Below are 21,595 nucleotides of genomic sequence, written 5' to 3' on the forward strand. Positions count from 1 at the left end.
ACCGCTTCCCTTCTGGCGCTTTATTAATGTATCAACTCTCCCCAGAGTTGTCAAGCGTTTTGTGAAAATATTTTTGACTTTTTTTGAAAGCTATACACACCAAGGGTTTCGGCTCTTACGTTGCTCTCCGACCTCCGCTGGCTGACTCCTCTTGATGGCTATGGGGTCTTTTTGCCCCGGAAATAGGTTTTTGGGTCCGGGTCTCTCCCGCGAATCGGTAGAATATTTGCACATATAGATGTTCTATATAGAGATGGTCTATATATATGTGTTCGATCGCCCGCTTATGAAAAAACCTGCCGCTCGCCCTAGTGCCTTATTCATTACCTGCGCTTCACTGCTGATCGCTTGCACTCAGACGAACACTCCCCAGACATCGACTACAGTATCTCCAGGTACTTCGCCATCTCCGGCAACTTCGCCACAGGGTTCTGCTGCGGGGAACTCTACCGCTATTCCCGTTGGGGTTGGGGTGGCGCAAACTAGCAATGTGGCTTTGCTCGGTCAGGAACAGGTGGCTGGCGCGAAAATTGCTGAGAAGTATTTCAACGATAAGGGCGGTGTGGATGGGACGCCGATTAGACTGGTGTTCCAAGATACCGGTGGAGATGAACAAGGGGCGATCAATGCCTTCAATACTCTGATCAATCAGGATAAGGTGGTAGGTATTGTGGGCCCAACTCTCTCCCAGCAGGCTTTTAGTGCCGATCCGATCGCCGATCGAGCAAAAGTTCCCGTACTCGGCCCCTCCAACACCGCTAAAGGCATTCCCCAGATTGGCGATTATGTGGCCCGAGTCTCAGCGCCTGTGGCCGTGGTAGCACCTAATGCAGTTAAAGCGGCCCTCAAGCAAAATCCCAATATTAAGAAAGTAGCAGTGTTTTTTGCTCAGAATGATGCTTTTAGCAAATCTGAGACTGAAACTTTTCAGACAACGGTTAAAGATATGGGACTGGAATTGGCAACAGTCCAAAAATTCTTGACTACTGATACAGATTTCCAATCTCAAGCCACTAATGGGATAAATGTCAAGCCGGATTTAATCATTATTTCTGGGTTGGCCGCCGATGGAGGCAATTTAATTAAGCAATTACGGGAGTTGGGTTACAAAGGCGTTATCATTGGGGGCAACGGTCTGAATACTTCTAATGTATTTCCTGTTTGCAAGGCTCTTTGTGATGGGGTTTTGATTGCCCAAGCCTACAGCCCGGAATACGAAAATGAAGTTAATAAGGCTTTTCGCGAGGCTTATCGCGCTCAATTCAAGAAAGAACCGCCTCAGTTTAGCGCTCAGGCTTTTACGGGCGTACAAGTTTTTGTTGAGTCATTAAAGGCAATGAATGCTAAGTCTAAGGTTAGCGAAAAGCCGTTGGCCGAGTTGCGGACAAATTTGAATCAGCAGTTGCTGGTGGGCAAGTACGATACGCCTTTGGGGGAAATTTCTTTTACGCCTGAAGGTGAGATTAACCAGAAAGAGTTTTATGTGGCACAGATAAAAATGGATGCTGATGGAAATAATGGTAAGTTTGAATTTTTGAAATGAGGGAAGGCACGACACGGATTTTGACACGGATACACGGATTAATTACCACTCGTTCTTTCTGATGTTGAAGGTAGATGTTGAAGGAAGAGTAAAAAATTGTATGCTGTTTGTTTGTGAATGACTTCGTTGTGATGCCAAATTCTTAACTGGTGATGGACTTAACTCTGTTTTTGCAACAATTTTTGAATGGTTTGTCGATCGGCAGCGTGTATGCTATTTTTGCCTTGGGATACACGCTGGTGTTTTCTATTCTCGGAATTATTAATTTTGCTCACGGTGCAGTATTTACTTTGGGTGCTTATTTCACTTATGCGCTGATGGGAGGTACTTTCGGTTTTAATGGGTTGTGGGCTAATGCTCGAATTCCCGTGCAGTTGCCTTTTGCTGTGGCGTTAATTTTGGGAAGTGTCATGGCTGGTTTGGTGGGAGTAATTGTTGAAAGAGTAGCTTTTTTACCTTTGCGCCGCCGACTCTCTGATCCTCTGCTGACGGTGGTTTCTAGTTTGGGTGTGGCAGTTGCGATCGCCAATCTTATCCAATATCTAGTCGGTGCGGAAATTTACACTTTTCCCGCTAACACTTACGGCTATTTGCCCGCTGCCATTAACTTTGGGACTGCGGATAAACCAATTCCGATTCGGACTGTTCAAATAGTAATTTTTGCGGTATCAGTTGCGATTGTGGCTGTCTTAACTTACTTAATAAATTTTACTAAGTTTGGCAAAGCAATGCAGGCTGTGGCTGAAGATGCTACTACTTCTAGTCTATTGGGGATTGATACTGATAGATACATTGTTTTGACGTTTTTTGTGAGCAGTTTTCTGGCTGGTTTGGCGGGAAGTTTGGTGGGTTCGAGTGTGAGTATTGCTGGGCCGTATTTTGGTATTGCTTTTGGTTTGAAGGGTTTGGCGGTGATTGTGCTGGGTGGGTTGGGGAGTATTCCTGGGGCAGTTTTGGGAGGTTTTATAATTGGTTTGGTGGAGGCTTTTGTGCCGGGAGATTTTTCGGCTTATAAGGATGCTGTGGCTTTTGCGATATTGTTTATTATGCTATTGGTTAGGCCGCAGGGTTTGTTTGGACGGCGTTTAATTCAAAAGGTGTAAAATAGATAATTAGGTGATTAAAATTGGGGCGATGGTTCGACTCTTCGCACGCACCAACGGCCACGGGGGATTGCCCCCTAAAGAAACTAATTATATCGGAATGATTTAACCGCAGAGGACGCAGAGAACGCAGAGAAAGAGAAGAGAGAAATGAATGATTATGATGGGACTGGATTTGAGATGAAGTTGGTATTTAAGTATGTTTATTATTTAAAATAAAATCATGGCTACATTTTTTACTACTTATGGCTTTCTGATTGTCTCGATGTTGCTGGGTGCAATGTTGGGAATGTCGCTATATTTGCCTCTAATGACTGGTCAGTTGTCTCTCGCTAGCCCTGGTTTTTATGCGTTGGGTGGGTATATTGCGGCGATTTTGTCTACGACGGTGTTTAAGACGACAGGGGGTTTGTTTCCTCTACCATTGCTGTTGGTGGAGATGATAATTGCAGGGGTTGTTTCGGGGTTGCTGGGGATTTTGGTGGGAATTCCGGCGCTGCGGTTGAGTGGGATTTATTTGGCGATCGCAACTATTGCTTTTGTGGAAATTTTGCGGGTTTTATCGCTGAATCTGGACATCACTGGCGGGGCTGTGGGCATTTTTGGGATTCCGCAACCGTTTGGGACGCCGATCGAGTATTTGTGGATTGTACTACCTTTACTGTTGGTCAGTATGGCGATTGTCTATCGGCTGGAACGGATTCGGGTGGGGCGGGCTTTTGCGGCGATCCGCGCTGATGAGTTGGCGGCTGATGCGATCGGCATTAACCCAACTTTTTATAAGGTTTTGGCTTTCACGTTAGGTGCTATTTTAGCTGGTGTTGTGGGTGCAGTTAGTGCTCATTTCCTGAATACTTGGAACGCGCGTCAAGGGACTTTTGATGCTAGTATTATTTACTTGACTTCTGTGTTGATTGGTGGTAGCAGAACGTTTCTCGGAGCAGTTTTGGGTGGGATGGTGTTTACTGCTTTGCCGGAGGTTTTGAGGGGGATGGCGACTATTCAGGGATTGCCGATTTGGTTGGCACAATTTCTGCGGGATGGGCGGTTAATTATTTTTGGGGTGCTGATTGTTTTGGGGACGATATTTTTTCCGCAAGGTTTGGTGACGCCGGAGTTGTTGAAGAGGTGGAGGAAGGGCGATCGTACTTCTGTTTAAAATGAGATTTTTGGTAAAGAAAAGTGCGATCGCATCCCCACTCCTTATCGATCGCCTATCCATAAAAAAAGTAAGGGGCGATCGCATCCACACTTTTGATCGATCGCCTATCTATAAAACAGTGTCTCACATATCGCTTATGATAAATGTATCCTCGTATGTCTGGGAGTTTAAACTATGTCTCTCGCTGAGTTAATTCCTTTGGTGAACAGTCTGAGCCAGCCAGACAAATTATCACTCTTCAAACTCCTAGCTGTGCAAATCCCAAAGGCTGAACTACAAGTTATCTTTTCTGCATCCGAGTATCCGGTTTGGTCGCCCTACGACGCAACGGAAGCTGCAAACATTCTGATGCAGATGATCCGGGATGACCGAGAGGCATCTACTCATGCCTAGTACGATCGAGTTTCCCTTTTCTGACGATGAAGCATTACCCACGATTCCATCACTGTGAGTCATGCAGGCTTTTCTGTCTCCGCGAATGCACTGCTAGATACTGGGTCTGCGCTCAACCTATTACCTTATGACATAGGGCTGCAATTGGGTTCAATTTGGGAGGAACAAACTATCCGCTTGCCATTGGCTGGAAATCTTGCAAGGGTTGAGGCGCGGGGTGTATTTGTGCACGTTCAAATTGGGAATCTGGAACCAGTTCGTCTAGCATTTGCCTGGGCACAATCCTCTCAGGTACCCTTAATTCTTGGGCAAACGAACTTCTTTCGAGAATTTGATGTTTGTTTTCAGAGATCGCGATGCACGATCGAGATTATCCGCTTCTAATCAGCGTCGATGTCGATCGGTAAAAAAGAGAGGGGCGATTGCCGATCGATAAAAAAAGTCAAGAGCGATCGCATCCGCACAAAGAGTAAGATCGCTTATCAATAAAAAAAGTAAGGGGGGATGGCTCTCTTGGATTTGTGGTAAAAAGTGTATTAAAAAGTACAAAATTTTGGTGACGAAATGGCTGAAATCCTTGCCCTGAGACACATAAGCTATATCAATCACCGGATAGCCAGGAGAGCCGGGGCGATCGTATCCCTACTCCCTTATCGACTAAAACAAACTCTGAGAACACCTGAATTGTCTCCTAGTGCATTGTCAGCATCGTTAATTCGTATAGCAGTCCGAGTGATTGGTTTAGGTAGTTGTTGAGCCCCCCGCACCCATACATATCCAATACCATCTGTGGGAATATCTACAAATAATGCACCAAAAGGATATCCTTGATCGTATTTATATTGGTTATATGGCTCTAGCCCAGGTTCATTGTGACCTTGAGGACCAACACGAGCATAGCTTCTCGCATCTACAGACCAACCTCCACCAACACTGGCTATACGAGTATATGGACCCCCAAGGTCAAAGTATTGCCAACCTGTCCTCGAACTTACATCAAAGCACTTAACTGCTTGCGCTTTTGCTTCGTGCATATTAAAATTAGTAACCAGCACAGCAGCGGATATCAAAATCAATTTTAGAGTTAGTTTCATCCGTTAGTTCTCCAATTTCAGTTAACTGTCGGTTCATAGTACCTCCTTCTTAAGGAAGGATTATTGAACTTCTTTCCTATCAAAACCCAAGCCCGATCGCCCTGTCAGTGAAAAAAGACAAGGGTCGATCGCATCTACAATTCTACACTTTTCATCGACAGGGCGATCGCACAAAAAAGTACAGCGCAATTGCCTGACAAATAAGGTGGGAATTACCGGCCCTCTTTGTAAGGCGATAGAGGCCATAAGACCCAAGATTTTATCCAGGATTTGGGCAAGTACCAATATTTGTCAAACCTTGAGAGATAACTTCTAGAGAAGAACCTTCCTGCGGCGTTCCAAATTGCTTGCGTAACAATCCGAACAATGACGGTCCTACGTGGCAAATCTCTTTACGGGAGTTGATGTACATCACTTTGCCTTGGTTGTTTGGTGGCACATAAAGCCCTTGAGGCCATAGACAACCACCTTGAAAATTATAGGGGGTAAAAGGTGCATTTCCTCGACTCGGCACACCTCTATTAACGAATAGCCTCAACTGGGCAGGACCGACAATGTGACACGAAGCTTTCTCGGTGTTATTCCAGTAATAGTTGTGACCTTGACTCGCATAGATACCAGATGGGATGTTTGGAGGTGGTGGATTCTGAGCTACCCCTGGTATTGTAGAAGCAAAAATTCCAACTCCAGAAATCATGCCCACAATCAATTTTTTCATACTTATCTCCTTTTACGGATTCATATTTAACAATCTAAGTGTCAAACACTACGTTCCCAATCAAAAACTACACCCGAACGCCCTGGCAGTCGGATTGAGTCTGAACTTTCCAGAAAAATTTGCTCAAATGTCGGAAAGATGGGATAATATCGGAAAAACCTGCCTATCTGACCGATCGATAAACATTAGAAGCCTGAAAACTGGTAGATGAAATTCTGTTCGCAATACAGGCGAGCGCCCAAAACCTATAAGATAATTTAGAAGTGCGATCGCAACTCGCAACTTAGTAAAGCCCCATCGGTCGCTATTGGAGAGTGGGATTAGATGTACACTCCCTTCTTCTAACGAAGCTGCTTTTTATCCTTTTCCACATCATAGACCGATCGCACAAAACTGCAAAGCGAAAAAAGACGGAAAAAGACGGGTCTTTCTAAAATCGCTATGCAAGGCGGAAAAAGACGGATAAAGGCGGATAAAGTCGGCTATACTAACTATAGTTCTCCGACCCCCTACTGATGGACACTGCCCATATCTTGCAATTTGTAGATAAAGTGCTCAGCGCGAAGACAGGCAAACATCTCAATGACTTGCAGCGCGGAATTATCGAGGGAATACTGAATCGAAAAAAGTATTCTGATATTGCAGATAGTTACGGTTGTACTGCGGGTCATGCTAAGGATGTAGGTTACGAGCTTTTGCAAATGTTATCTGATGTTTTCGGTGAAGCAGTTGATAAAGGTAATCTGGAATCTGTTCTAGAACGGCAATTAAATCTGAATATAAATTTTGGCGATCGCACTACTAATTTTGGTAATAGCAATACAATTAACTATATCAATGCTTGCTCAGAACTATCCACTCCTACCCCAGATAAAAGTCAGCCTCCGACTCCCGACTACCAAGATGGCACGAATCAAGTTAAAATTGAAATGATTGGTAAATTACGACAGTTGGGATTGAAGGATGAGGAAATTGCAGGGGTGCTAGGGCTGACATTGGAGGTGGTGAAGCAGATAGAGTGATAATAGCTTTTAGTTGTTTAAAACACACATCCTCAGTCAGGAGGTATAAGTTTTATGTTTGCAGTTGTCACGCCAGAAAAAATTCATTTGCCCCCAGGAACACTTATAAAATTTCCCGGAAACTGGCAGGATTACCAAGCACTTGTAGCACAATTGGGCGATCGTCAGATTCCACGCATCAAATATCGACCCGGAGAGATTTTGTTAATGTCCCCTTTACCAGTACACGGCAAACAATCTCATATTATTGCAATGGTGGCAATGGTTTTCCTAGATTACTTGGGGCGAGATTATGAAGCGTTTACGCCAATTACGATGGATTTGCCGGAGGTAAGAGGGATTGAACCAGATTATTGTTTTTATATCGATAATTGCGCGGCAATTCTTGGTAAAGATCGGATTGCTTGGGGTGTTGAACCGCCGCCCGATCTAGTAATCGAAGTAGACGTAACTAGCTACACCGATTTAGATGATTACTTGCCTTATAAAGTGCCGGAAGTGTGGCTGTTTAAGAAAAATAAGCTCAGAATTTACGACTTGCAAAACGATCGATATGTCGAAAGTTCAGTTAGCCGTTATTTTCCCAATTTTAATGTATCAGAAATTGTCGAGGAATGCTGGCAAATGTCGCGCGAGCGCCCTACAAGTACAGTCATTCGGGAGTTGCGGCAAAAAATTGAAAGGGAAAACGGTTGAATCATATCGTGTTCGGTGAATTGACCATAATCCCTGTAGGGGCAGGTTCACCAACAATAATCGCCTAAAACCCACAAACATCATAAACCTGCCCCCGCCCACCGACTACAAACAATTTTGATTGTGGGCAATTAAACAAACATGGTATTCTGCCAAATCTTAATAGTTTTGTCACTACTGCCGCTAGCCATAAACTCTCCTTCCGGGCTAAAATTAACAGAATAGACCGAGTTATTGTGACCCGCAATATTACAAATTTCTTGACCGTCTTTCACTCGCCAAATTTTAATAGTTTGATTGCTGCTGCTAGCCAGAATCCCGCCATCAGGACTAAAAGCAATAGAATCAACATACCAAGAATGTCCTGTGATAGTTAAAACTTCTTGCCAATCTTTGACCCACCAAATTTTAATAGTATTGTCATGGCTACCGCTAGCCAAAAACTCTCCATTGGGACTGAAAGCTATGCAGCGAACGGAGTCTGTATGACCTGTAAGTGTGCGAATTAGCTTCCCATCTGTGACGCGCCAAATCTTGATTGTTCTGTCCCAACTGCAACTAGCAATAGTTTCGCCATCAGGGCTAAAAGCAACAAAATAAACTAAGTTGGTGTGACCCGCAAGGGTGCGAATTTCTTGCCCGTCTTTGACGCGCCAAATCTTGATTGTTTTGTCCCAACTGCTGCTAGCAATCAGAGTTCCATCGGGACTGAAAGCTGCGCCGTAAACTGAGTTACTGTGACCGATCAGAGTACGCATTTCTTGTCCATCTTTCATCCGCCAAAGTTTTACTGTTTTGTCCTGGCTGCTGCTGGCTAGCATCTTTCCGTCTGGGCTGAAAGCTACTGTATAAACTGAGTTAGCGTGTCCTGTGAGGGTGACAATTTCTTGCCCGTCTTCAACACGCCATAGCTTGATTGTTTTGTCATCGCTGCCGCTGGCTACAACTTCTCCGTTGGGGCTGAAAGCCACAGAGTAAATTAAGTTTTTGTGACCTGTTAGAGTGTGAATACATTGCCAGTTATAAGTTTGCTGTTGGGACGGGGTGGGTGTTGGGGCGGGTTTGACTGGCTTGGTAAGTGTTTGGGGAATTGGTAGATCGATCGCAACTTGGGGATTAATTTCTTTTAATACTTCAACAGCCGTTTGATAGCGGCGGTTGGTAGCATTGGCAATCATTTTGTCTAAAATTTTCCCTAGTTGTTCACTCACGGGGTTGTTAGCCAAATACTGCCGCCATATCCAGGAATCTTCACCCGGATCGAACAGGTCAAATGGGGAAACTTGAGTTAGCAAATACAAACAAGTTACGCCTAAACTGTACAAATCGCTGGTAAAAAATGCTTTGCCTCTAGCTTGTTCGGGGGCGATGTATTCGGGGCTGCCGATGCTGGTTCCTGTTTTGAGTAAGGCTGTACCTGTGGCAATTTTGGCAGCGCCAAAGTCTACTAAAACTAATTGTTTGTCGGCGCGGCGGATGATGTTTCCGGGTTTGATGTCTCGGTGAATAACGTTGTGGGAATGGATGAAGTGAAGGACGGGTAATAAGCTATTGAGTAAGTCTTGAATTTGATTTTCGGTAAATCTACCTTCTGTTTCTACAATTTGTGCTAAATTTTGCCCGTCGATAAATTCTTGGACTACATATTGTCTGCTGTCTTGGATGGAGTAGGCTAATAGTTCGGGAATTTGGGGGTGTTTGCCCAATTCGTCTAATCGCATTGCTTCGTGTTCAAAAAGTTCGGCTGCTTTTTTGCTGTTGCGATTGCTTGCTGATGGGATTAGTTGGGTTTCTGCGGGTAAAAATTGTTTGATGACGCAGCGAGGTTTTGAGGGTTTGTCTTCGTCAACGGCGAGGAATGTTCTACCAAAACCGCCTTGTCCGATCGCCTTTATAGCCCGGTAGCGATCGCGCAGCATCAGTTTTGAACGGCAATTTCGGCAAATTTTGGCTGCGGGAGGGTTTTGTGGCTTGGAACAGTTGGGGTTTAGGCAGTAACTCATTCGATTTTAGATTGCGGATTTTTGATTTTTGATTTTAACTTTTTGAATATTTCCACAGCGCAGTAGATATTATACCTCATTAGCTTTTTAAGAACGGGCTAGAAGCCCATTCCACAAGAAATTCACTCTTTGTGGAACGGGCTTCTAGCCCGTTAAGCGAGAATGGTGATCGGGGCGTGAGTTCCGGGATACCTTACTATATATGCCACTTGCGTCAGTTCTGTTTTAGAAGTTCCACATTACCGGATTATCGTCTAAATGATCGGTGACTGTTCGCCCGATCGCGTCAATTTCTTTTAATTCCTCTTCACTCAGTTTTACCTCAGCAGCTTTAGCATTTTCGGCTGCTTGTTCCCCGTCGCGCGCGCCGACAATTGCATTTGTTTGTGGCTGGGAAATCAACCAAGCTAAAGCTAAGTTGCCCAAGCTTATCTGGTGGCGATCGGCAATTGGCCTGAGTTGATTTAATGCTGTTTGCACTCGGTCGTAATTTTCTTTGATGAACAGCTTATTTTTGGCGCGGTGGTCGCCTTCTTCAAACTTGTGTTCTGGCCCGAATTTACCTGTCAATATTCCTTGAGCTAGAGATGAATAGGCAAGGATGGAGATATGATTGTCCACACAATAGGACATCGCATCTTTTTCTACCCAGCGCCAAAACAGAGAATATGGCGGTTGCAAGCTGTCGATGCGTCCGTATTGGGCGGCTTCTTCTATTTGGGCGCGGGAGAAGTTGGAAACGCCGATCGCCCGAATTTTTCCCTGTTCTTTTAACTTGTTCAGGGCGTCCATTGTTTCTGCAATTGGCACTAACTCGGAATTCCAACTGCCAGCGGGCCAGTGGATTTGGTAAAGGTCGATATAATCGGTGTTGAGGTTTTTTAGCGATCGATCGCAGGCTTCGATTAACAAATCAGGTTTCAGGTGGTTGGCGAAAACTTTGCTAGCATAAACTACTTGCGATCGCACATCTGAAAGTGCTTGACCGATAATTTGTTCCGAATGCCCTTCTCCGTAAACCTCAGCCGTATCAAAGGTGGTAATACCTGCCTCAAAAGCCGCGCGCATTGCTTTGACAGTTTCAGCATCCTCAATTCCCACCCACATCCGCTTCCCAGCTTGCCAAGTCCCCATAATTATCGGGGTAATCTGAATTTGTGATGTTCCCAATTGTCGCTTTTGCATACCCTAAGTCCTCATTTATATTTTTAGTATTCACCCTCAAGCTCTCTAATCTTAACAGAAAAAAGTTGGGTAGTCATCCACAGTAATGATATCGTTTTCTTATGCAATAATTATAGTGATGTACAAAGTTAAAAATTGCCCTAATATAGTTTTGCAGTTTTTGTGAGAAAGACGAGGTTTTACGAACCAAACGAAAACTTCGCTGCCGCAAAGTATTATTAAGTCTTTAAATATAAGTGGTTTTCCCCGATTTTTTACCTACAGATCGATGTCTTTTAAAAGGTAGCACTTATGAATAATATTCCCCAAAATAAGTATAACAAACAGCACATTGTCTATAGAGTAATACGGTTAAGTTAATGTTTTTTTGTCCGAAGAGATCTTTGGGCGAAGCATAAGCCCTTCGGGCAGGATTCGCCAACGCCGGATCTGTTTTTCACAGGGTTTTGTCTCCATGAGTGTCTTATGTGAACCGTATTGACCTAGGGACATTTTATTGGCAAAATACAACCTTTTGCTAGCAATCCCTCAATCCATTCTACCCTAGTCCCAAACTACCTTGTAAAGCAAGAATTTAATCCTCTAAAATCAGTTTTGCATTTTTTTGTGTTGCTTGAGAACTTTAGCGGGACTGATAAATGAAATGCCCTGAGAAGAAGAGGTACTAATCATGACAGCTTCAATGACAGGCTCATAAACCGTTTTTTCTGCAACCCACTCCACAATAAAGTTTGCACCAGATCCTCCACTTGTATCATCGGCTGCAATAAAAAATTCTGTGGAAGCAAGCGGTTTGAGTTCTACTGGACTCTTAATGTCCTGCCTGATCAATTTCCCCTCACTATCGTAGTAACGCACCGAAGTAATAATAATCGAATTTGTCAGATCCGTATTGCGGATACTGAGCGTGGCTGACAAATTCATGACTTGATCCTTACTATTGTAGTGATAAATATGTGAGTAAATAGGGACATATACGGTTTGTCCCATCACAACTTTTGTTTTATCTAACGGGACTGCTCTCAGTGAAATTTCACGTTTTATATCGGGTTGTTGTCTTTGTGAGGTAGTTTGGTCCCCACAAGAGATCAGGACGATCGCCCCGATCGCCCAACCCACCCAGAAATCCTGTTTCAGCTTCATTGGCATTTATCTAAATACACCACATACATTGCAGTTACGTCAACAGCAGAGTGCACCTTCTCTTTCGTTTGAGGCAGCTTAGTGATAAGGTTTGAGCGGCAGTTCAACCTGGAACGTTGAGCCTTGGCCCACTGCACTCGTCACCTGTATTTGTCCGCTGTGTGCCTTGACAATTTGTTGGACGATCGCCAACCCCAGCCCAAAGCCTCCACTCTCCTGCGAGCGATCGGTGTCTACTCGATAGAAGCGATCGAAAATATAGGGTAAGTCCGCTTCTGGAATACCGATTCCCGTATCGATAATCTGAATGACTGCCAAATGGGAATGAAGAACTAAGCGTATCTTTACAGTTCCGCCAACAGGAGTATATTTACAGGCATTGTAAAGCAAGTTTTCGACTACTTGCCGTAGCAAATCAGGATCGGCCAATAATTCAATCGGTTGTTCCGGTGATTCGCAGGTGAATTTGATATTTTGGGCTTCTGCAAGTGCGAGAAACTGGGTTGCTAAATTGCTCAGCAACTCGTTGAGATTGATTAACCTGAGCGATTCCGGCGCAAGTCGCCCTTGATGACGAGCCAACAGTAGTAAATTATTCACCAGCGCTCCCATTGATTTTGCGCTATCTACAATGTTTTCTAAGGGAGGATGGTAACGCGAATCATCACCCGCGATGAGCAACCCAAGCTGGGCATTAGTGAGAATGGCAGAGAGGGGCGATCGCAACTCGTGAGAGGCATCGGCTGTAAAGCGCTGAAGCTGCTGATAGGCTTGCCGAATCGGTTGCATGGCCAGCCCGCTGAGAAACCAACCTGTGAGGGCAATTAAGCCCAGTGTCAGCGGGACAGCGAGAGTTAGCACAATCTGAAGCTCAGTGAGCCTGTTTTGAGTTTCTGTCAGGGGAGTTGCAACCTGAAGATAACCGAGTACCCGACTTCTACCTTCAACGGGTAATGTCACCTGACGCAGCCAGATTCCTTTTCCCAAAAGTGGATCGGGCGATCGAACTGTGAGATAACCAAAAGGCGTATTTAACCGATCGGGAGGAGAATTCCCAAAAAAACGAACTAGCCGCCCTTGTGCGTTATACCAGCGCACGTAAATCAGATCTTCAGCAAGGGGATGAGAACCACTGCCTAACAAAGAAACATGACTCAGATCGACCTGGTTCTGGTTTTGGCGAACTTCATAATGCACGCTGGCAGCCATGACTCTAGTTTTGTCATATAGCAGTCGATCAAGCGCCTCTAGTTTATCTTTTACCTCAATCTGGTAAATCACTCCTGCAAACAGCACAAGAATGCTTCCCATTGAGAGGGTGAACCAACGAGCCAGATTCCGACGACTTTGATTAAACACAGCTTGCCTTTACGATCGTTACTTTTCAGGGCAAGTGAGGCGATAACCCATACCGTAAATGCTCTCAATCCAGTCTGCCGATCCTACAGTCTGCAAGCGTTGGCGGAGTTTGCGAATTAGAACCGTAATCGCATTGCTCTCTGGTTCAGTCCCCCATTCCCACACGCCTTGTTCAATCTGATTCCGAGTCAAAACTTGCCGGGGATGACGCATAAAATACTCCAACAACTGAAACTCGCGACTGGAGAGGGAAACAGTTGCACCTTGTCGCTCAACAGTAAGAGTATCAAGGTGGAGGTGCAGATCCTCAAGGCTGAGCGTATCTCCTTGCCAAAGGGGCGATCGCCGTCTTAATGCCCGCACTCGTGCCATGAATTCAACCAAATCGATCGGTTTCACCAGGTAATCATCTGCACCTGCGTCTAACCCGGTCACTTTTTCAGGCGTGGTATCTCTTGCCGTGATCATCAAAATCGGCGCTGTTTTCCCTGCTGCTCGATATTGACGACAGAGATTTACCCCACTGATATGTGGCAACATCCAGTCCAAAATCAACAAATCATATTCTTTTTCTGATAACAGCCACTGTGCCGTTTCTCCATCTTTTACCCCATCCACGCTATGTCCTGCTTGAGACAGCACTGTTTGAAGTGGCATCAGTTGCTTTGGGTCGTCCTCCACAAGTAAGATTCTCATATTTCTGTTTAATTCGGCTTGTCGAACTGAAACATTTGACGCATCGTCCTTGAGTATGATTTCAGCAGAGCGGTAACTCCACTAAAGTGCAAATATAGCAATCCTAAATCATTTGTGAATTTCTTACTCCCTCCCCAAGGCATCGGGGAGGGTTGGGGTGGGGTAAAAAATTTATGTGGCAGGTTACTAAACGTTGGCTAAAAGCATCAGGCGCAGAGTTTTGGGTGCCATTGCCGTTTGTGGCGATCGCGTTTTGGGTTGGTTCCAGTTTCCTAATGGCTCAAGAATTACAACAACCCCAGATAGTAAAGAATAAACTTCAGGCAGATACTCAGCTTAAAGCAACGGTGTCTGTCAATATATTGCTGATCAACGCGGTGATTAACCGAAAACAAGGAACAACCCAGGTTGCGGTAGAAACAGCAGAACCCATTTTGAAGCGATTGGAATTAGAATTGCCAATGACTGACGCAACCCAGATAGAGGCAGCGATCGCGCAAGAGCTCCAGTTATCACGTCAAAATGTTCGCCAGTTAGTCCGTTACGAAATCGTTGAATAAGTTTATTGTTTCAAGATTGCGATCGCATCCAGTAGACCTCTTGCAAAAATCCTTTTCATCAATTGATGGGACGGGCTCTGGGGCCCATCCCACAAGAGTTATTTTTTTTTGTGGGACGGGCCGGAGAGCCCGTCCTATTTATTTTTGCAAAAGGTCTAGCCAAATAAGGTTGCCAAATCCATAGGTTTCCTCACTGCGATCGCGCAAATTTTTAAGTGGCAAGAAGCGCCAAATTCTCTGGCCACTTCACTGTGAGGAACTACTGAAGGACGATTTGGTTATTGAGCGAAACATTCGGTGCAGTTTGCCGAGCAATTTGTTCTGCCAATGCTTTTTGTTCTGCCGTTTGAACGCGCCCTGTTAACACAATCGAATTATCCCGGTCGTCTGCGTCCAAATCGAATTGCTTGAGGGTGGTATCGGAGTCCAAGGCATCTTCTACGCGATCGGCAATATCGTCAATGTCTTGATTTTGAGGCGTCTGTGCGGTCGTGGTTGCAGGCGCTGGAGTGGTTGGAACAGTCGTATTTCCAGTGGCAGTTGTGGGAGCAGAAGGAGATGGAACAGTTGTCTGTGGAGTATTGGGGGGGGTGCAAGCACCTAAACCCAAAATTGCAACAGTGCTGACGCTGATTCCTTGCACAAATAGCTTTAATAATTGCATATTCTTTGTTTGTTTTGTTTGTTGGGAAACGCCATTTTGCCGATAAACCTCAGCATGAAGTCTTTGAGCATTTGAACTCAACAAGTAAATGTACCATAGTTCATCCATCAAAAGGAATGCTTTTTACAACCCTTTTAATAAAAGGTAACAATAAATCAAATCGCGTGAACTAAGGTTGGCAAGTTTATAAGTTATCTTAATCGGTTTTCTACCTAAGTATAGGGAGCAAATGTGATCCAAATGTGAGTAACAGAAATCAGTCTATCACTTTTCCCTCACATTCATCAATGAGGCTAGAAACAAGACGAAACAACAGAGAAGCACTTGACTTGACAAGAAATGTTATGACTGCAACCAATGTAGAAAAATTAGTAGAACACTCTTGGCATCACCTCTCTGTCGAGAAAGTAGCTCGGCTTTTAGAGACTGACCTGGAAATAGGTCTATCTTCCGAGCTTCGATCGAGAAAGCAGTTAAGGAAGGGCGCACGGTTTATAAGAATCTGCTGCGGGCGATCGCCTTCATCCTGCCCGTGAATGGTGGAGAGTCCATGACCATCTTGATTGCCGTACTTTTGGCAACCCCACTACCCATTTTGCCAGTACAAATTCTCTGGCTGAATATGGTCAGTTCAGTTGCGTTGAGCTTACCGTTGGCATTTGAGCCGCCCTCTCCCGATGTCATGCAACAGCCGCCTCGACCTGCCAATGAACCGCTTCTGTCTCGCAGGCTGACCGCTCGGATTCTGACAGTTTCGGTATTTAACTGGATTGCGATCTTTGGGATGTTTGAATGGATCGTCCAAACCACAGGCAATGAAGCTCTAGCCCGGACGATGGCAATTCAAGCATTGGTTGCGGCAGAAGCTTTTTACCTGTTAAGTATCAGTCGCTTCGTTCCGGCGATCGTCGCCAAACTGCGCGGTAAAGATGAATCAGTTGGCTATGCTGTGGCGATCGGCATTGGGGCTATTTTCATTCTCCAATTCCTGTTTAGCCAATGGGGCATTATGAATCAGTTATTCAACACAGAAGCTTTGAACACAATCCAAGGCTTAATTTGTATTGGATTCGGACTGCCAATGATTCCTTTGTCAGCTTTGCTAAAGCGTTTTGCACCTCTGAACTAAGTGGTTTTTGTGATGCGGCCATTCAGAGCAGCTTTACACACTATTTACCACTTTTGTAGCGTTGAATATTGAATATTTATCATGAATTCCCAAAATCTCAAACGTGCTAGCGGCCTATTTACTAATCATCAAAACGCAGAGCAGGCGCTAGTTGAGCTAAAAAGCAGGGGCTTCCCCATGCACAAAATTTCTGTGATTGCTCAACCTTCTGACCATGATGATTTGGACTCTCTGGGGGTGCAGCAAATTTTAATCACAAGAGCAGCCGGCGCACAAGTAGGCGCTATATTAGGCAGCCTACGACTAGGTTCAGTAGCCTTAATTGTTGGACTCAGCAGCCTGCTAATTCCCGGTATTGGTCAAGCAGTAGCGGTGGAAAGCATTTTAGCAACTTTCTTTGGAAGTGGGATTGCTGCAACTGCTGGCGGTCTATATGGCGCACTTCAAGGATGGTTGGTGCCCGAAGAACAAGCAAGAATTTACAATAACAGATTTAACCAGGGAGATTATTTGATCGTGATGGAGGCAAGAGAAAATGAGATCGTGATTGCTGAACCTGTCCTTAAACGTTGGGAGATTCTGACGTGGCGTGTCTGTGATGCTACCTAAATTCAAGGTCAGAAAAGACGATTACCTTTGAGGAATTTATTCCCGCCAATCAGAACGTCCAAAACCCAATCAAATATTGGAAGGTCGATGATTTTGGGCGATCGCTCTCCTACTCCTTACAGATGGATCGACAACTTCCAGTACCCGCTTTAGGAATGAGAATTAAATAACTTCCACTCTTGAAAGTGGGATGGGCGTCCCGCCCGTCCTTTTTGGACGGGCGGGACGCCCATCCCACAATAACAATTAAAATTGTAAGTTATTTAATTCGCGATCCTTAGCGGCAACCGCCATCGGGTCGGCAACACTTCAGAAGAGACTGTAAAAAAAAATTAAAAACCATCACAATTAAGAGCAATTAGCATCCTGTAAGGATTTGGAAATCATCCAGATATACCAAAAAAATTGCACTCTAAAAACGATCCGATCGCCCAACCAACCCAGAAATCCTGTTTCAGCTCGATCGGCATTCATCAAAATACACGACATACATTGCAGTTACCTCTACAGCAGAGTGAACCATCTCGTGTAGACTAAAACCGTAGTTAATCTGTCAATTTCTTTGAGGAAAACGATTTTATGACAGGAGTATCGGCGATCGAGTCGATTGTAGCGCAAGCACCTCCCTTGGGCAGCGATCCTGCTACAAATAGCCAAACGGCAGGAACCATTCCTGAATTGGTCATCATCTTGATCGTTCTGCTGCTGATTGCAACTTTTGTTGCACTCGTAACCCAACGGTTGCGAATTCCCTATGTAACGGGCTTAGTGTTAGCAGGCTTGCCAATTACGGAGGTATTGTCGCGTCGAATTGGTTTAGACCCCTCTTTAGTATTAAATCTTTTCCTACCCATTCTTATTTTTGAAGCAGCTATCAATACGGATATCAGCCGTCTCCGCAGCACCTTTAAGCCGATCGCCCTGCTGGCGGGCCCAGGCTCGATCTTTTCCTCAGCAATTATCGCTATTCTGGTTAAATTTGGGCTAGGGCTAGACTGGATTCCGGCGTTGCTGATCGGAGTAATTCTGGCAAACACTGATACAGTCTCAATGATCGCGGTTTTTAAAGAGATCCGTGTGCCTTCTCGATTGTCCACCATTGTTGAGGGAGAAACTCTGTTCAATGATGCGGCTGCCCTGGTTTCATTCAATTTGATTCTAGTCGTTTATGCTACAGGTTCTCTTACTGTCCTGGGAGGACTTAAGGAACTGCTCGTGGTTGCCTTGGGTGGAGGACTCGTGGGTGTCATCTTAGGTTACTTGAGTCTGCCGATATTTGTTCGATTAAATGACCCGTTGAGTAGTCTCTTGCTGACAGTTGCGCTGGCGTTAGGAACATTCCAAATCGGGCAATTTTTGGGGGTATCCGGTGCGGTGGCTGTGGTTATCGCCGGACTTATTTTTGGCAATCTAGGGCTTTCTCGCAGTACGTCAGCCTCGGATCGAATTACGCTACTCAGCTTCTGGGAGTACGCTGGTTTTGGGGTCAATACATTTATTTTTCTGCTGATCGGCATTGAGATTAACCCGCTGACGCTGTGGAGAATTTTGCCATCCATTCTGTTCGTTATTTTGGCGTATCAACTGGGACGGATTCTCTCGGTATATCTGTTGTTAGCGGCGCTGCGGTGGTTCGATCGTCCGATTCCCCTGCGCTGGCAGCACGTTCTGTTTCTGGGAAACATCAAAGGCTCACTCTCGATGGCACTGGCGCTTAGTATTCCCCTGGCCTTGACAGGACGAGATAACATCATTGCCCTGGTTTTCGGTGCTGTTTTATTCTCCCTGGTAGGACAGGGATTAAGTTTACCCTGGCTAGTAAAACGACTAAAAATTAGCCGTGTTTCTGATGTAATGCAGGAAGCGGGGCAGTTACAGATTCAGTTGATTGCTTCCAAAGCGGCTCAAGATGAGCTAGATAGTTTGCTGAAATCTGGTGTGTTGCCGAAGGCAGTTTACGAAGAGTTATGGGCATCATATCAAGCACGAGTAGCACACTCTGAGCGAGTCCTGCGCGATCTTTACAATCAACATCGGGCCGGGCAAGTACAGGGCGATCGCAGCGGGCTAGATACGATTCGACGGCGATTGCTTCTAGCAGAAAAAGGAGCAGTTAGCGATGCCCTCCGCAAGCGAATTGTCCCAGAGGATCTGGTTCATCCTTACATCAAAGATTTGGATGAGAAACTTCTAACGTTGGCAGATGACTAGCGCGAATGCCGAGGTAATCAATCATCTGGTGAACTAGCTCTGGACGGGTGACGACCAGGATTGTAGAGCCTGCTTCCAGAACAGTATTGCCGTTCGGAATCTCCAGATTGGCGCAGGCATGGCATTGATAACCAATAATCAGCGAACCTTTTGGAAAACGAGGGTCTTGAGCAATTTGAGCAACGGTGTGACCTGCCACCTTGCAATCGCCTGGAACTGGCAGCTTTAGTACCTCGACTTGCCCGTGTTCAAAGTGCATCATCGACTCGATTTGGGGATATTCAATCGCATTCGCCATTGATGCAACTGCCAAATCAATAGTGCTGATGATATGACTTGCTCCGGCAAGTCGATAGGCTTCTAGGAATTCGCGATCGCGCATTCGCACCACAATATGCGAAATGCCATAGCTCCTAGATAGGGTGATCAGCGCTAAATTGAGTGCATCATCTCTGAGTGCTGCAACGACTGCGTTTGCTTGTTTAATTCCCGCTTCCAGAAGAACCGTTGTACTCACCGCACTGCCTTCAAATGCCATCACTCCGATTTTTTCACGAGCAAAGCGACAAGCAAGCGGGTCGGCATCGAGGATTGCAACCGTATGACCGAGTGTTAATAGCTGCTGGGCTAAACCCAGCCCCATCATTCCTGCTCCACCAATTAATACGTACATGACTATTTGTCACCCCAAGAATTAACTTTACAGATTTATCCCTATGAGTGAGATTGTTTTAGACTTCTATCAGTTTAATCGACTTGTGGGGTGGCTTCTACCGGGCTTACTTATTACCTGTTAGACAGTTAATTTAATCTGGTTGTGGGGTAGGCATTGCTAGCCCGCCCCTGCATAGATTTTCCTCAGTTATGTGCGTAGGGAGAACCCTACATAATCTTAGGCACTTTAAAAAACTCCCCATCGCGATCGGGAGCTCCCTCCAAAATACTTTCTCCCTTAGCAAAAGGTTGCAAATCGTCCGATCGCATTACATTACTAACATCGATCGCCCGCGTAGTCGGCTGTACCTTACTCGTATCTAGTTCACTCAACTGCTCGAAATAATCCAAAATACCGTTAAGTTGACCAGTAAACTGCTCTTCTTCTTCCGGCGTTAATTCCAATCTCGCTAAATTCGCTACTTTCCGAACTTCTTCTCTGTCAATCATAAAAATCGGGAATGGGGAATTGGGAAATGGGCATTGGGCATTGGGCATTGGGCATTGGACATAGGGAATTGGTTATTTGCTATTAGAGAAACGACTAAGCTGTTCTGCCTTTAAATTGTATGTCACAAAAATTTAAAGTCTTGTGGGGAGTAGGGGTTGGGCGTCCCGCCCGCCCTGAATATACAGTTTAAATGCGCGACAGCTTAACTACCAACTATTAACTACTAACTATGCCCCATGCCCCGTGCCCCATGCCCATCCTAGTTAAAAATACACATCAATTTGCGATCGGCCTGTCGTCTTCAGCCAATTTTGTACCTCAATGTAATTGTTTGGGGCCAAGCGAATAGCCTCTTTCCAATAATCCGCAGCTTTATCAAACAGCCCTTCCGCCCCTTCAATATTGCCAGCTTCCTTTTCCTTTTCCCCTTGATAGTGGTAAATTACAGCAATATTATTCAGTGCTTGTGGCATTCTCGGATTGAGATCCAAAGCCTCGCTGTAATATTCCAAAGCTTTATCGTGTTCGCCGTTGCTAGTATGGATCAGCCCCATATTGTACAAGACATAACTGCGATCGTAAGGATCTTCCTCCAGCTTCAGCGCTTCATGATAATTGTCCAGGGCTTCAGCGTATTCGCCATCTGCTTGAGCTGACATACCATCCCGGTAATAAGCAAAAGCTTCCTTCGCCTGCTTTTTGGCTGGCATAATCTTGAGGATGATATCAGCCATTACCGTGAAACTTTTGTCAATAAAGTTATCGTTGCGTTGAGTTCTTGGCATATGCGATTCTTTGGTTAGTGGCTAATCAGAAAAATTAGCCTGTAAAGTTTTGCTATTAATAATTGCGCCACTGTTGTAGTGGGCCGTTGTGTTGAGGGCGCTAAAAAGTTTAGTCGATCGCACCTGCGAACCTTAAAACACGCCCTTGGGTTTAACACCCGCGCAAGCTCTATCTATTTTATAGAAGTCTTGCAAGACTTGCAAAAAAACTAGATTTCTTTAACATATCTCTGGCACTCTACACAAAACTTACAAAAACCCGCGCCGAAGGGAAAAGTTCTGCAGGAGGGTGCAGAGGCGATCCGGTTCGAGGGCTCCGCCAACGGGCGATCGCACACCGTACCTTACTAACTGT

General features: G+C 45.1%; 24 protein-coding genes and 1 pseudogene. 12 read left to right on the forward strand and 13 right to left on the reverse strand.

What is annotated here, in order from left to right; translation table 11 throughout:
- Positions 1-286: 286 nt before the first annotated feature.
- The 5 genes from QT992_RS23150 (at position 287) to QT992_RS23170 (ending at position 4,585) form a co-directional block, all read left to right on the forward strand.
- On the forward strand, positions 287-1,543 hold the full coding sequence (locus tag QT992_RS23150) for an ABC transporter substrate-binding protein (RefSeq protein WP_333377808.1): 1,257 nt from the start codon (positions 287-289) through the stop codon (positions 1,541-1,543).
- Between the two features lie 152 nt (positions 1,544-1,695).
- Positions 1,696-2,646 carry a branched-chain amino acid ABC transporter permease gene (locus tag QT992_RS23155; RefSeq protein WP_333377818.1) on the forward strand — a complete coding sequence of 317 codons (951 nt, stop codon included), beginning with the start codon at positions 1,696-1,698 and terminating at the stop codon, positions 2,644-2,646.
- 223 nt (positions 2,647-2,869) lie between these two features.
- Positions 2,870-3,805: a branched-chain amino acid ABC transporter permease gene (locus tag QT992_RS23160; RefSeq protein ID WP_333377811.1), complete on the forward strand. Its 936-nt coding sequence runs from the start codon at positions 2,870-2,872 to the stop codon at positions 3,803-3,805.
- A 177-nt stretch (positions 3,806-3,982) separates the two neighbouring features.
- The gene (locus QT992_RS23165; RefSeq protein ID WP_293354415.1) at positions 3,983-4,201 is read left to right on the forward strand and encodes a hypothetical protein; all 219 of its coding nucleotides are present in this window, start codon (positions 3,983-3,985) and stop codon (positions 4,199-4,201) included.
- Between the two features lie 54 nt (positions 4,202-4,255).
- Entirely contained in the window at positions 4,256-4,585 is a 330-nt protein-coding gene (locus QT992_RS23170; RefSeq protein ID WP_333157572.1) for an aspartyl protease family protein, read from the forward strand.
- 266 nt (positions 4,586-4,851) lie between these two features.
- Here QT992_RS23170 and QT992_RS23175 read toward each other — a convergent pair whose 3' ends face one another.
- Genes QT992_RS23175 through QT992_RS23185 form a run of 3 tightly spaced genes read right to left on the reverse strand, consistent with a single transcriptional unit; the run spans position 4,852 to position 6,013 of the window.
- Positions 4,852-5,295, reverse strand: coding sequence for a hypothetical protein (locus QT992_RS23175; RefSeq protein WP_333157573.1), 444 nt, complete (start codon positions 5,293-5,295; stop codon positions 4,852-4,854).
- Between the two features lie 60 nt (positions 5,296-5,355).
- Positions 5,356-5,541 carry a hypothetical protein gene (locus tag QT992_RS23180; protein WP_333157574.1) on the reverse strand — a complete coding sequence of 62 codons (186 nt, stop codon included), beginning with the start codon at positions 5,539-5,541 and terminating at the stop codon, positions 5,356-5,358.
- A 13-nt stretch (positions 5,542-5,554) separates the two neighbouring features.
- The gene (locus QT992_RS23185) at positions 5,555-6,013 is read right to left on the reverse strand and encodes a hypothetical protein (protein WP_333157575.1); all 459 of its coding nucleotides are present in this window, start codon (positions 6,011-6,013) and stop codon (positions 5,555-5,557) included.
- A 515-nt stretch (positions 6,014-6,528) separates the two neighbouring features.
- On the opposite strand from QT992_RS23185, the gene QT992_RS23190 reads away from it, so the two are divergent.
- The gene (locus tag QT992_RS23190; protein ID WP_333342041.1) at positions 6,529-7,035 is read left to right on the forward strand and encodes a hypothetical protein; all 507 of its coding nucleotides are present in this window, start codon (positions 6,529-6,531) and stop codon (positions 7,033-7,035) included.
- A gap of 54 nt (positions 7,036-7,089) precedes the next feature.
- Positions 7,090-7,731 (forward strand): Uma2 family endonuclease, encoded by a 642-nt coding sequence (locus tag QT992_RS23195; RefSeq protein ID WP_333342043.1) that lies wholly within the window; start codon positions 7,090-7,092, stop codon positions 7,729-7,731.
- A 131-nt stretch (positions 7,732-7,862) separates the two neighbouring features.
- On the opposite strand, the gene QT992_RS23200 is transcribed toward QT992_RS23195, so the two are convergent.
- The 6 genes and pseudogenes from QT992_RS23200 to rppA form a co-directional block, all read right to left on the reverse strand.
- Complete coding sequence (locus tag QT992_RS23200) at positions 7,863-9,734, reverse strand: serine/threonine-protein kinase (protein WP_333342045.1); 1,872 nt, start codon at positions 9,732-9,734, stop codon at positions 7,863-7,865.
- A 225-nt stretch (positions 9,735-9,959) separates the two neighbouring features.
- Entirely contained in the window at positions 9,960-10,919 is a 960-nt protein-coding gene (locus QT992_RS23205; RefSeq protein WP_333342047.1) for an aldo/keto reductase, read from the reverse strand.
- A 73-nt stretch (positions 10,920-10,992) separates the two neighbouring features.
- Positions 10,993-11,262: pseudogene (locus QT992_RS23210) on the reverse strand (IS1 family transposase); the annotation flags it as partial.
- A 245-nt stretch (positions 11,263-11,507) separates the two neighbouring features.
- Positions 11,508-12,062 (reverse strand): DUF3124 domain-containing protein, encoded by a 555-nt coding sequence (locus QT992_RS23215; protein ID WP_333321772.1) that lies wholly within the window; start codon positions 12,060-12,062, stop codon positions 11,508-11,510.
- A 78-nt stretch (positions 12,063-12,140) separates the two neighbouring features.
- Positions 12,141-13,421, reverse strand: coding sequence for a HAMP domain-containing sensor histidine kinase (locus QT992_RS23220; RefSeq protein ID WP_333342049.1), 1,281 nt, complete (start codon positions 13,419-13,421; stop codon positions 12,141-12,143).
- Between the two features lie 18 nt (positions 13,422-13,439).
- Positions 13,440-14,117: a two-component system response regulator RppA gene (gene rppA / locus QT992_RS23225; protein WP_333321776.1), complete on the reverse strand. Its 678-nt coding sequence runs from the start codon at positions 14,115-14,117 to the stop codon at positions 13,440-13,442.
- Between the two features lie 173 nt (positions 14,118-14,290).
- On the opposite strand from rppA, the gene QT992_RS23230 reads away from it, so the two are divergent.
- Entirely contained in the window at positions 14,291-14,677 is a 387-nt protein-coding gene (locus QT992_RS23230; RefSeq protein WP_333321778.1) for a hypothetical protein, read from the forward strand.
- Between the two features lie 259 nt (positions 14,678-14,936).
- Here QT992_RS23230 and QT992_RS23235 read toward each other — a convergent pair whose 3' ends face one another.
- Positions 14,937-15,449 carry a BON domain-containing protein gene (locus QT992_RS23235; RefSeq protein ID WP_333321780.1) on the reverse strand — a complete coding sequence of 171 codons (513 nt, stop codon included), beginning with the start codon at positions 15,447-15,449 and terminating at the stop codon, positions 14,937-14,939.
- Between the two features lie 236 nt (positions 15,450-15,685).
- Here QT992_RS23235 and QT992_RS23240 point away from each other — a divergent pair, with 236 nt between their 5' ends.
- The 4 genes from QT992_RS23240 to QT992_RS23255 all read left to right on the forward strand — a co-directional run bounded on the left by QT992_RS23240 (position 15,686) and on the right by QT992_RS23255 (position 19,290).
- On the forward strand, positions 15,686-15,877 hold the full coding sequence (locus QT992_RS23240) for a hypothetical protein (protein WP_333321781.1): 192 nt from the start codon (positions 15,686-15,688) through the stop codon (positions 15,875-15,877).
- Between the two features lie 14 nt (positions 15,878-15,891).
- Positions 15,892-16,470, forward strand: a complete 579-nt coding sequence (locus tag QT992_RS23245; RefSeq protein WP_333321782.1) for a cation transporting ATPase C-terminal domain-containing protein — start codon at positions 15,892-15,894, stop codon at positions 16,468-16,470.
- Between the two features lie 81 nt (positions 16,471-16,551).
- Positions 16,552-17,079 (forward strand): hypothetical protein, encoded by a 528-nt coding sequence (locus QT992_RS23250; protein WP_333321784.1) that lies wholly within the window; start codon positions 16,552-16,554, stop codon positions 17,077-17,079.
- 579 nt (positions 17,080-17,658) lie between these two features.
- Positions 17,659-19,290, forward strand: a complete 1,632-nt coding sequence (locus QT992_RS23255; protein WP_333342299.1) for a sodium:proton antiporter — start codon at positions 17,659-17,661, stop codon at positions 19,288-19,290.
- On the opposite strand, the gene QT992_RS23260 is transcribed toward QT992_RS23255, so the two are convergent.
- From QT992_RS23260 to QT992_RS23270, 3 genes are all read right to left on the reverse strand, one after another.
- Positions 19,247-19,963, reverse strand: coding sequence for a TrkA family potassium uptake protein (locus QT992_RS23260; protein WP_333342297.1), 717 nt, complete (start codon positions 19,961-19,963; stop codon positions 19,247-19,249). The two genes, QT992_RS23255 and QT992_RS23260, sit on opposite strands and share 44 nt — an antisense overlap.
- Before the next feature lie 209 nt (positions 19,964-20,172).
- Positions 20,173-20,454, reverse strand: a complete 282-nt coding sequence (gene gatC / locus QT992_RS23265; RefSeq protein WP_006635952.1) for an Asp-tRNA(Asn)/Glu-tRNA(Gln) amidotransferase subunit GatC — start codon at positions 20,452-20,454, stop codon at positions 20,173-20,175.
- Positions 20,455-20,718: 264 nt separating this feature from the next.
- Entirely contained in the window at positions 20,719-21,240 is a 522-nt protein-coding gene (locus QT992_RS23270) for a photosystem I assembly protein Ycf3 (protein ID WP_333039118.1), read from the reverse strand.
- Positions 21,241-21,595 lie beyond the last annotated feature (355 nt).

This window comes from Microcoleus sp. T3_D1 (assembly GCF_036700405.1).
Taxonomy (GTDB): Bacteria; Cyanobacteriota; Cyanobacteriia; order Cyanobacteriales; family Microcoleaceae; genus Microcoleus.

Bases quoted from the DNA above. Each gene is read 5' to 3' on its own strand.
- QT992_RS23215 (WP_333321772.1), bottom strand. From the start codon at position 12,062: ATGAAGCTGAAACAGGATTTCTGGGTGGGTTGGGCGATCGGGGCGATC.
- QT992_RS23175 (WP_333157573.1), bottom strand. From the start codon at position 5,295: ATGAAACTAACTCTAAAATTGATTTTGATATCCGCTGCTGTGCTGGTT.
- QT992_RS23180 (WP_333157574.1), bottom strand. From the start codon at position 5,541: ATGGCCTCTATCGCCTTACAAAGAGGGCCGGTAATTCCCACCTTATTT.
- QT992_RS23250 (WP_333321784.1), top strand. From the start codon at position 16,552: ATGAATTCCCAAAATCTCAAACGTGCTAGCGGCCTATTTACTAATCAT.
- QT992_RS23165 (WP_293354415.1), top strand. From the start codon at position 3,983: ATGTCTCTCGCTGAGTTAATTCCTTTGGTGAACAGTCTGAGCCAGCCA.
- QT992_RS23155 (WP_333377818.1), top strand. From the start codon at position 1,696: ATGGACTTAACTCTGTTTTTGCAACAATTTTTGAATGGTTTGTCGATC.
- QT992_RS23195 (WP_333342043.1), top strand. From the start codon at position 7,090: ATGTTTGCAGTTGTCACGCCAGAAAAAATTCATTTGCCCCCAGGAACA.
- QT992_RS23185 (WP_333157575.1), bottom strand. From the start codon at position 6,013: ATGAAAAAATTGATTGTGGGCATGATTTCTGGAGTTGGAATTTTTGCT.
- QT992_RS23245 (WP_333321782.1), top strand. From the start codon at position 15,892: ATGACCATCTTGATTGCCGTACTTTTGGCAACCCCACTACCCATTTTG.
- QT992_RS23230 (WP_333321778.1), top strand. From the start codon at position 14,291: ATGTGGCAGGTTACTAAACGTTGGCTAAAAGCATCAGGCGCAGAGTTT.
- QT992_RS23235 (WP_333321780.1), bottom strand. From the start codon at position 15,449: ATGGATGAACTATGGTACATTTACTTGTTGAGTTCAAATGCTCAAAGA.
- QT992_RS23190 (WP_333342041.1), top strand. From the start codon at position 6,529: ATGGACACTGCCCATATCTTGCAATTTGTAGATAAAGTGCTCAGCGCG.
- QT992_RS23205 (WP_333342047.1), bottom strand. From the start codon at position 10,919: ATGCAAAAGCGACAATTGGGAACATCACAAATTCAGATTACCCCGATA.
- QT992_RS23260 (WP_333342297.1), bottom strand. From the start codon at position 19,963: ATGTACGTATTAATTGGTGGAGCAGGAATGATGGGGCTGGGTTTAGCC.
- QT992_RS23240 (WP_333321781.1), top strand. From the start codon at position 15,686: ATGACTGCAACCAATGTAGAAAAATTAGTAGAACACTCTTGGCATCAC.
- rppA (WP_333321776.1), bottom strand. From the start codon at position 14,117: ATGAGAATCTTACTTGTGGAGGACGACCCAAAGCAACTGATGCCACTT.
- gatC (WP_006635952.1), bottom strand. From the start codon at position 20,454: ATGATTGACAGAGAAGAAGTTCGGAAAGTAGCGAATTTAGCGAGATTG.
- QT992_RS23255 (WP_333342299.1), top strand. From the start codon at position 17,659: ATGACAGGAGTATCGGCGATCGAGTCGATTGTAGCGCAAGCACCTCCC.
- QT992_RS23160 (WP_333377811.1), top strand. From the start codon at position 2,870: ATGGCTACATTTTTTACTACTTATGGCTTTCTGATTGTCTCGATGTTG.
- QT992_RS23150 (WP_333377808.1), top strand. From the start codon at position 287: ATGAAAAAACCTGCCGCTCGCCCTAGTGCCTTATTCATTACCTGCGCT.
- QT992_RS23270 (WP_333039118.1), bottom strand. From the start codon at position 21,240: ATGCCAAGAACTCAACGCAACGATAACTTTATTGACAAAAGTTTCACG.
- QT992_RS23200 (WP_333342045.1), bottom strand. From the start codon at position 9,734: ATGAGTTACTGCCTAAACCCCAACTGTTCCAAGCCACAAAACCCTCCC.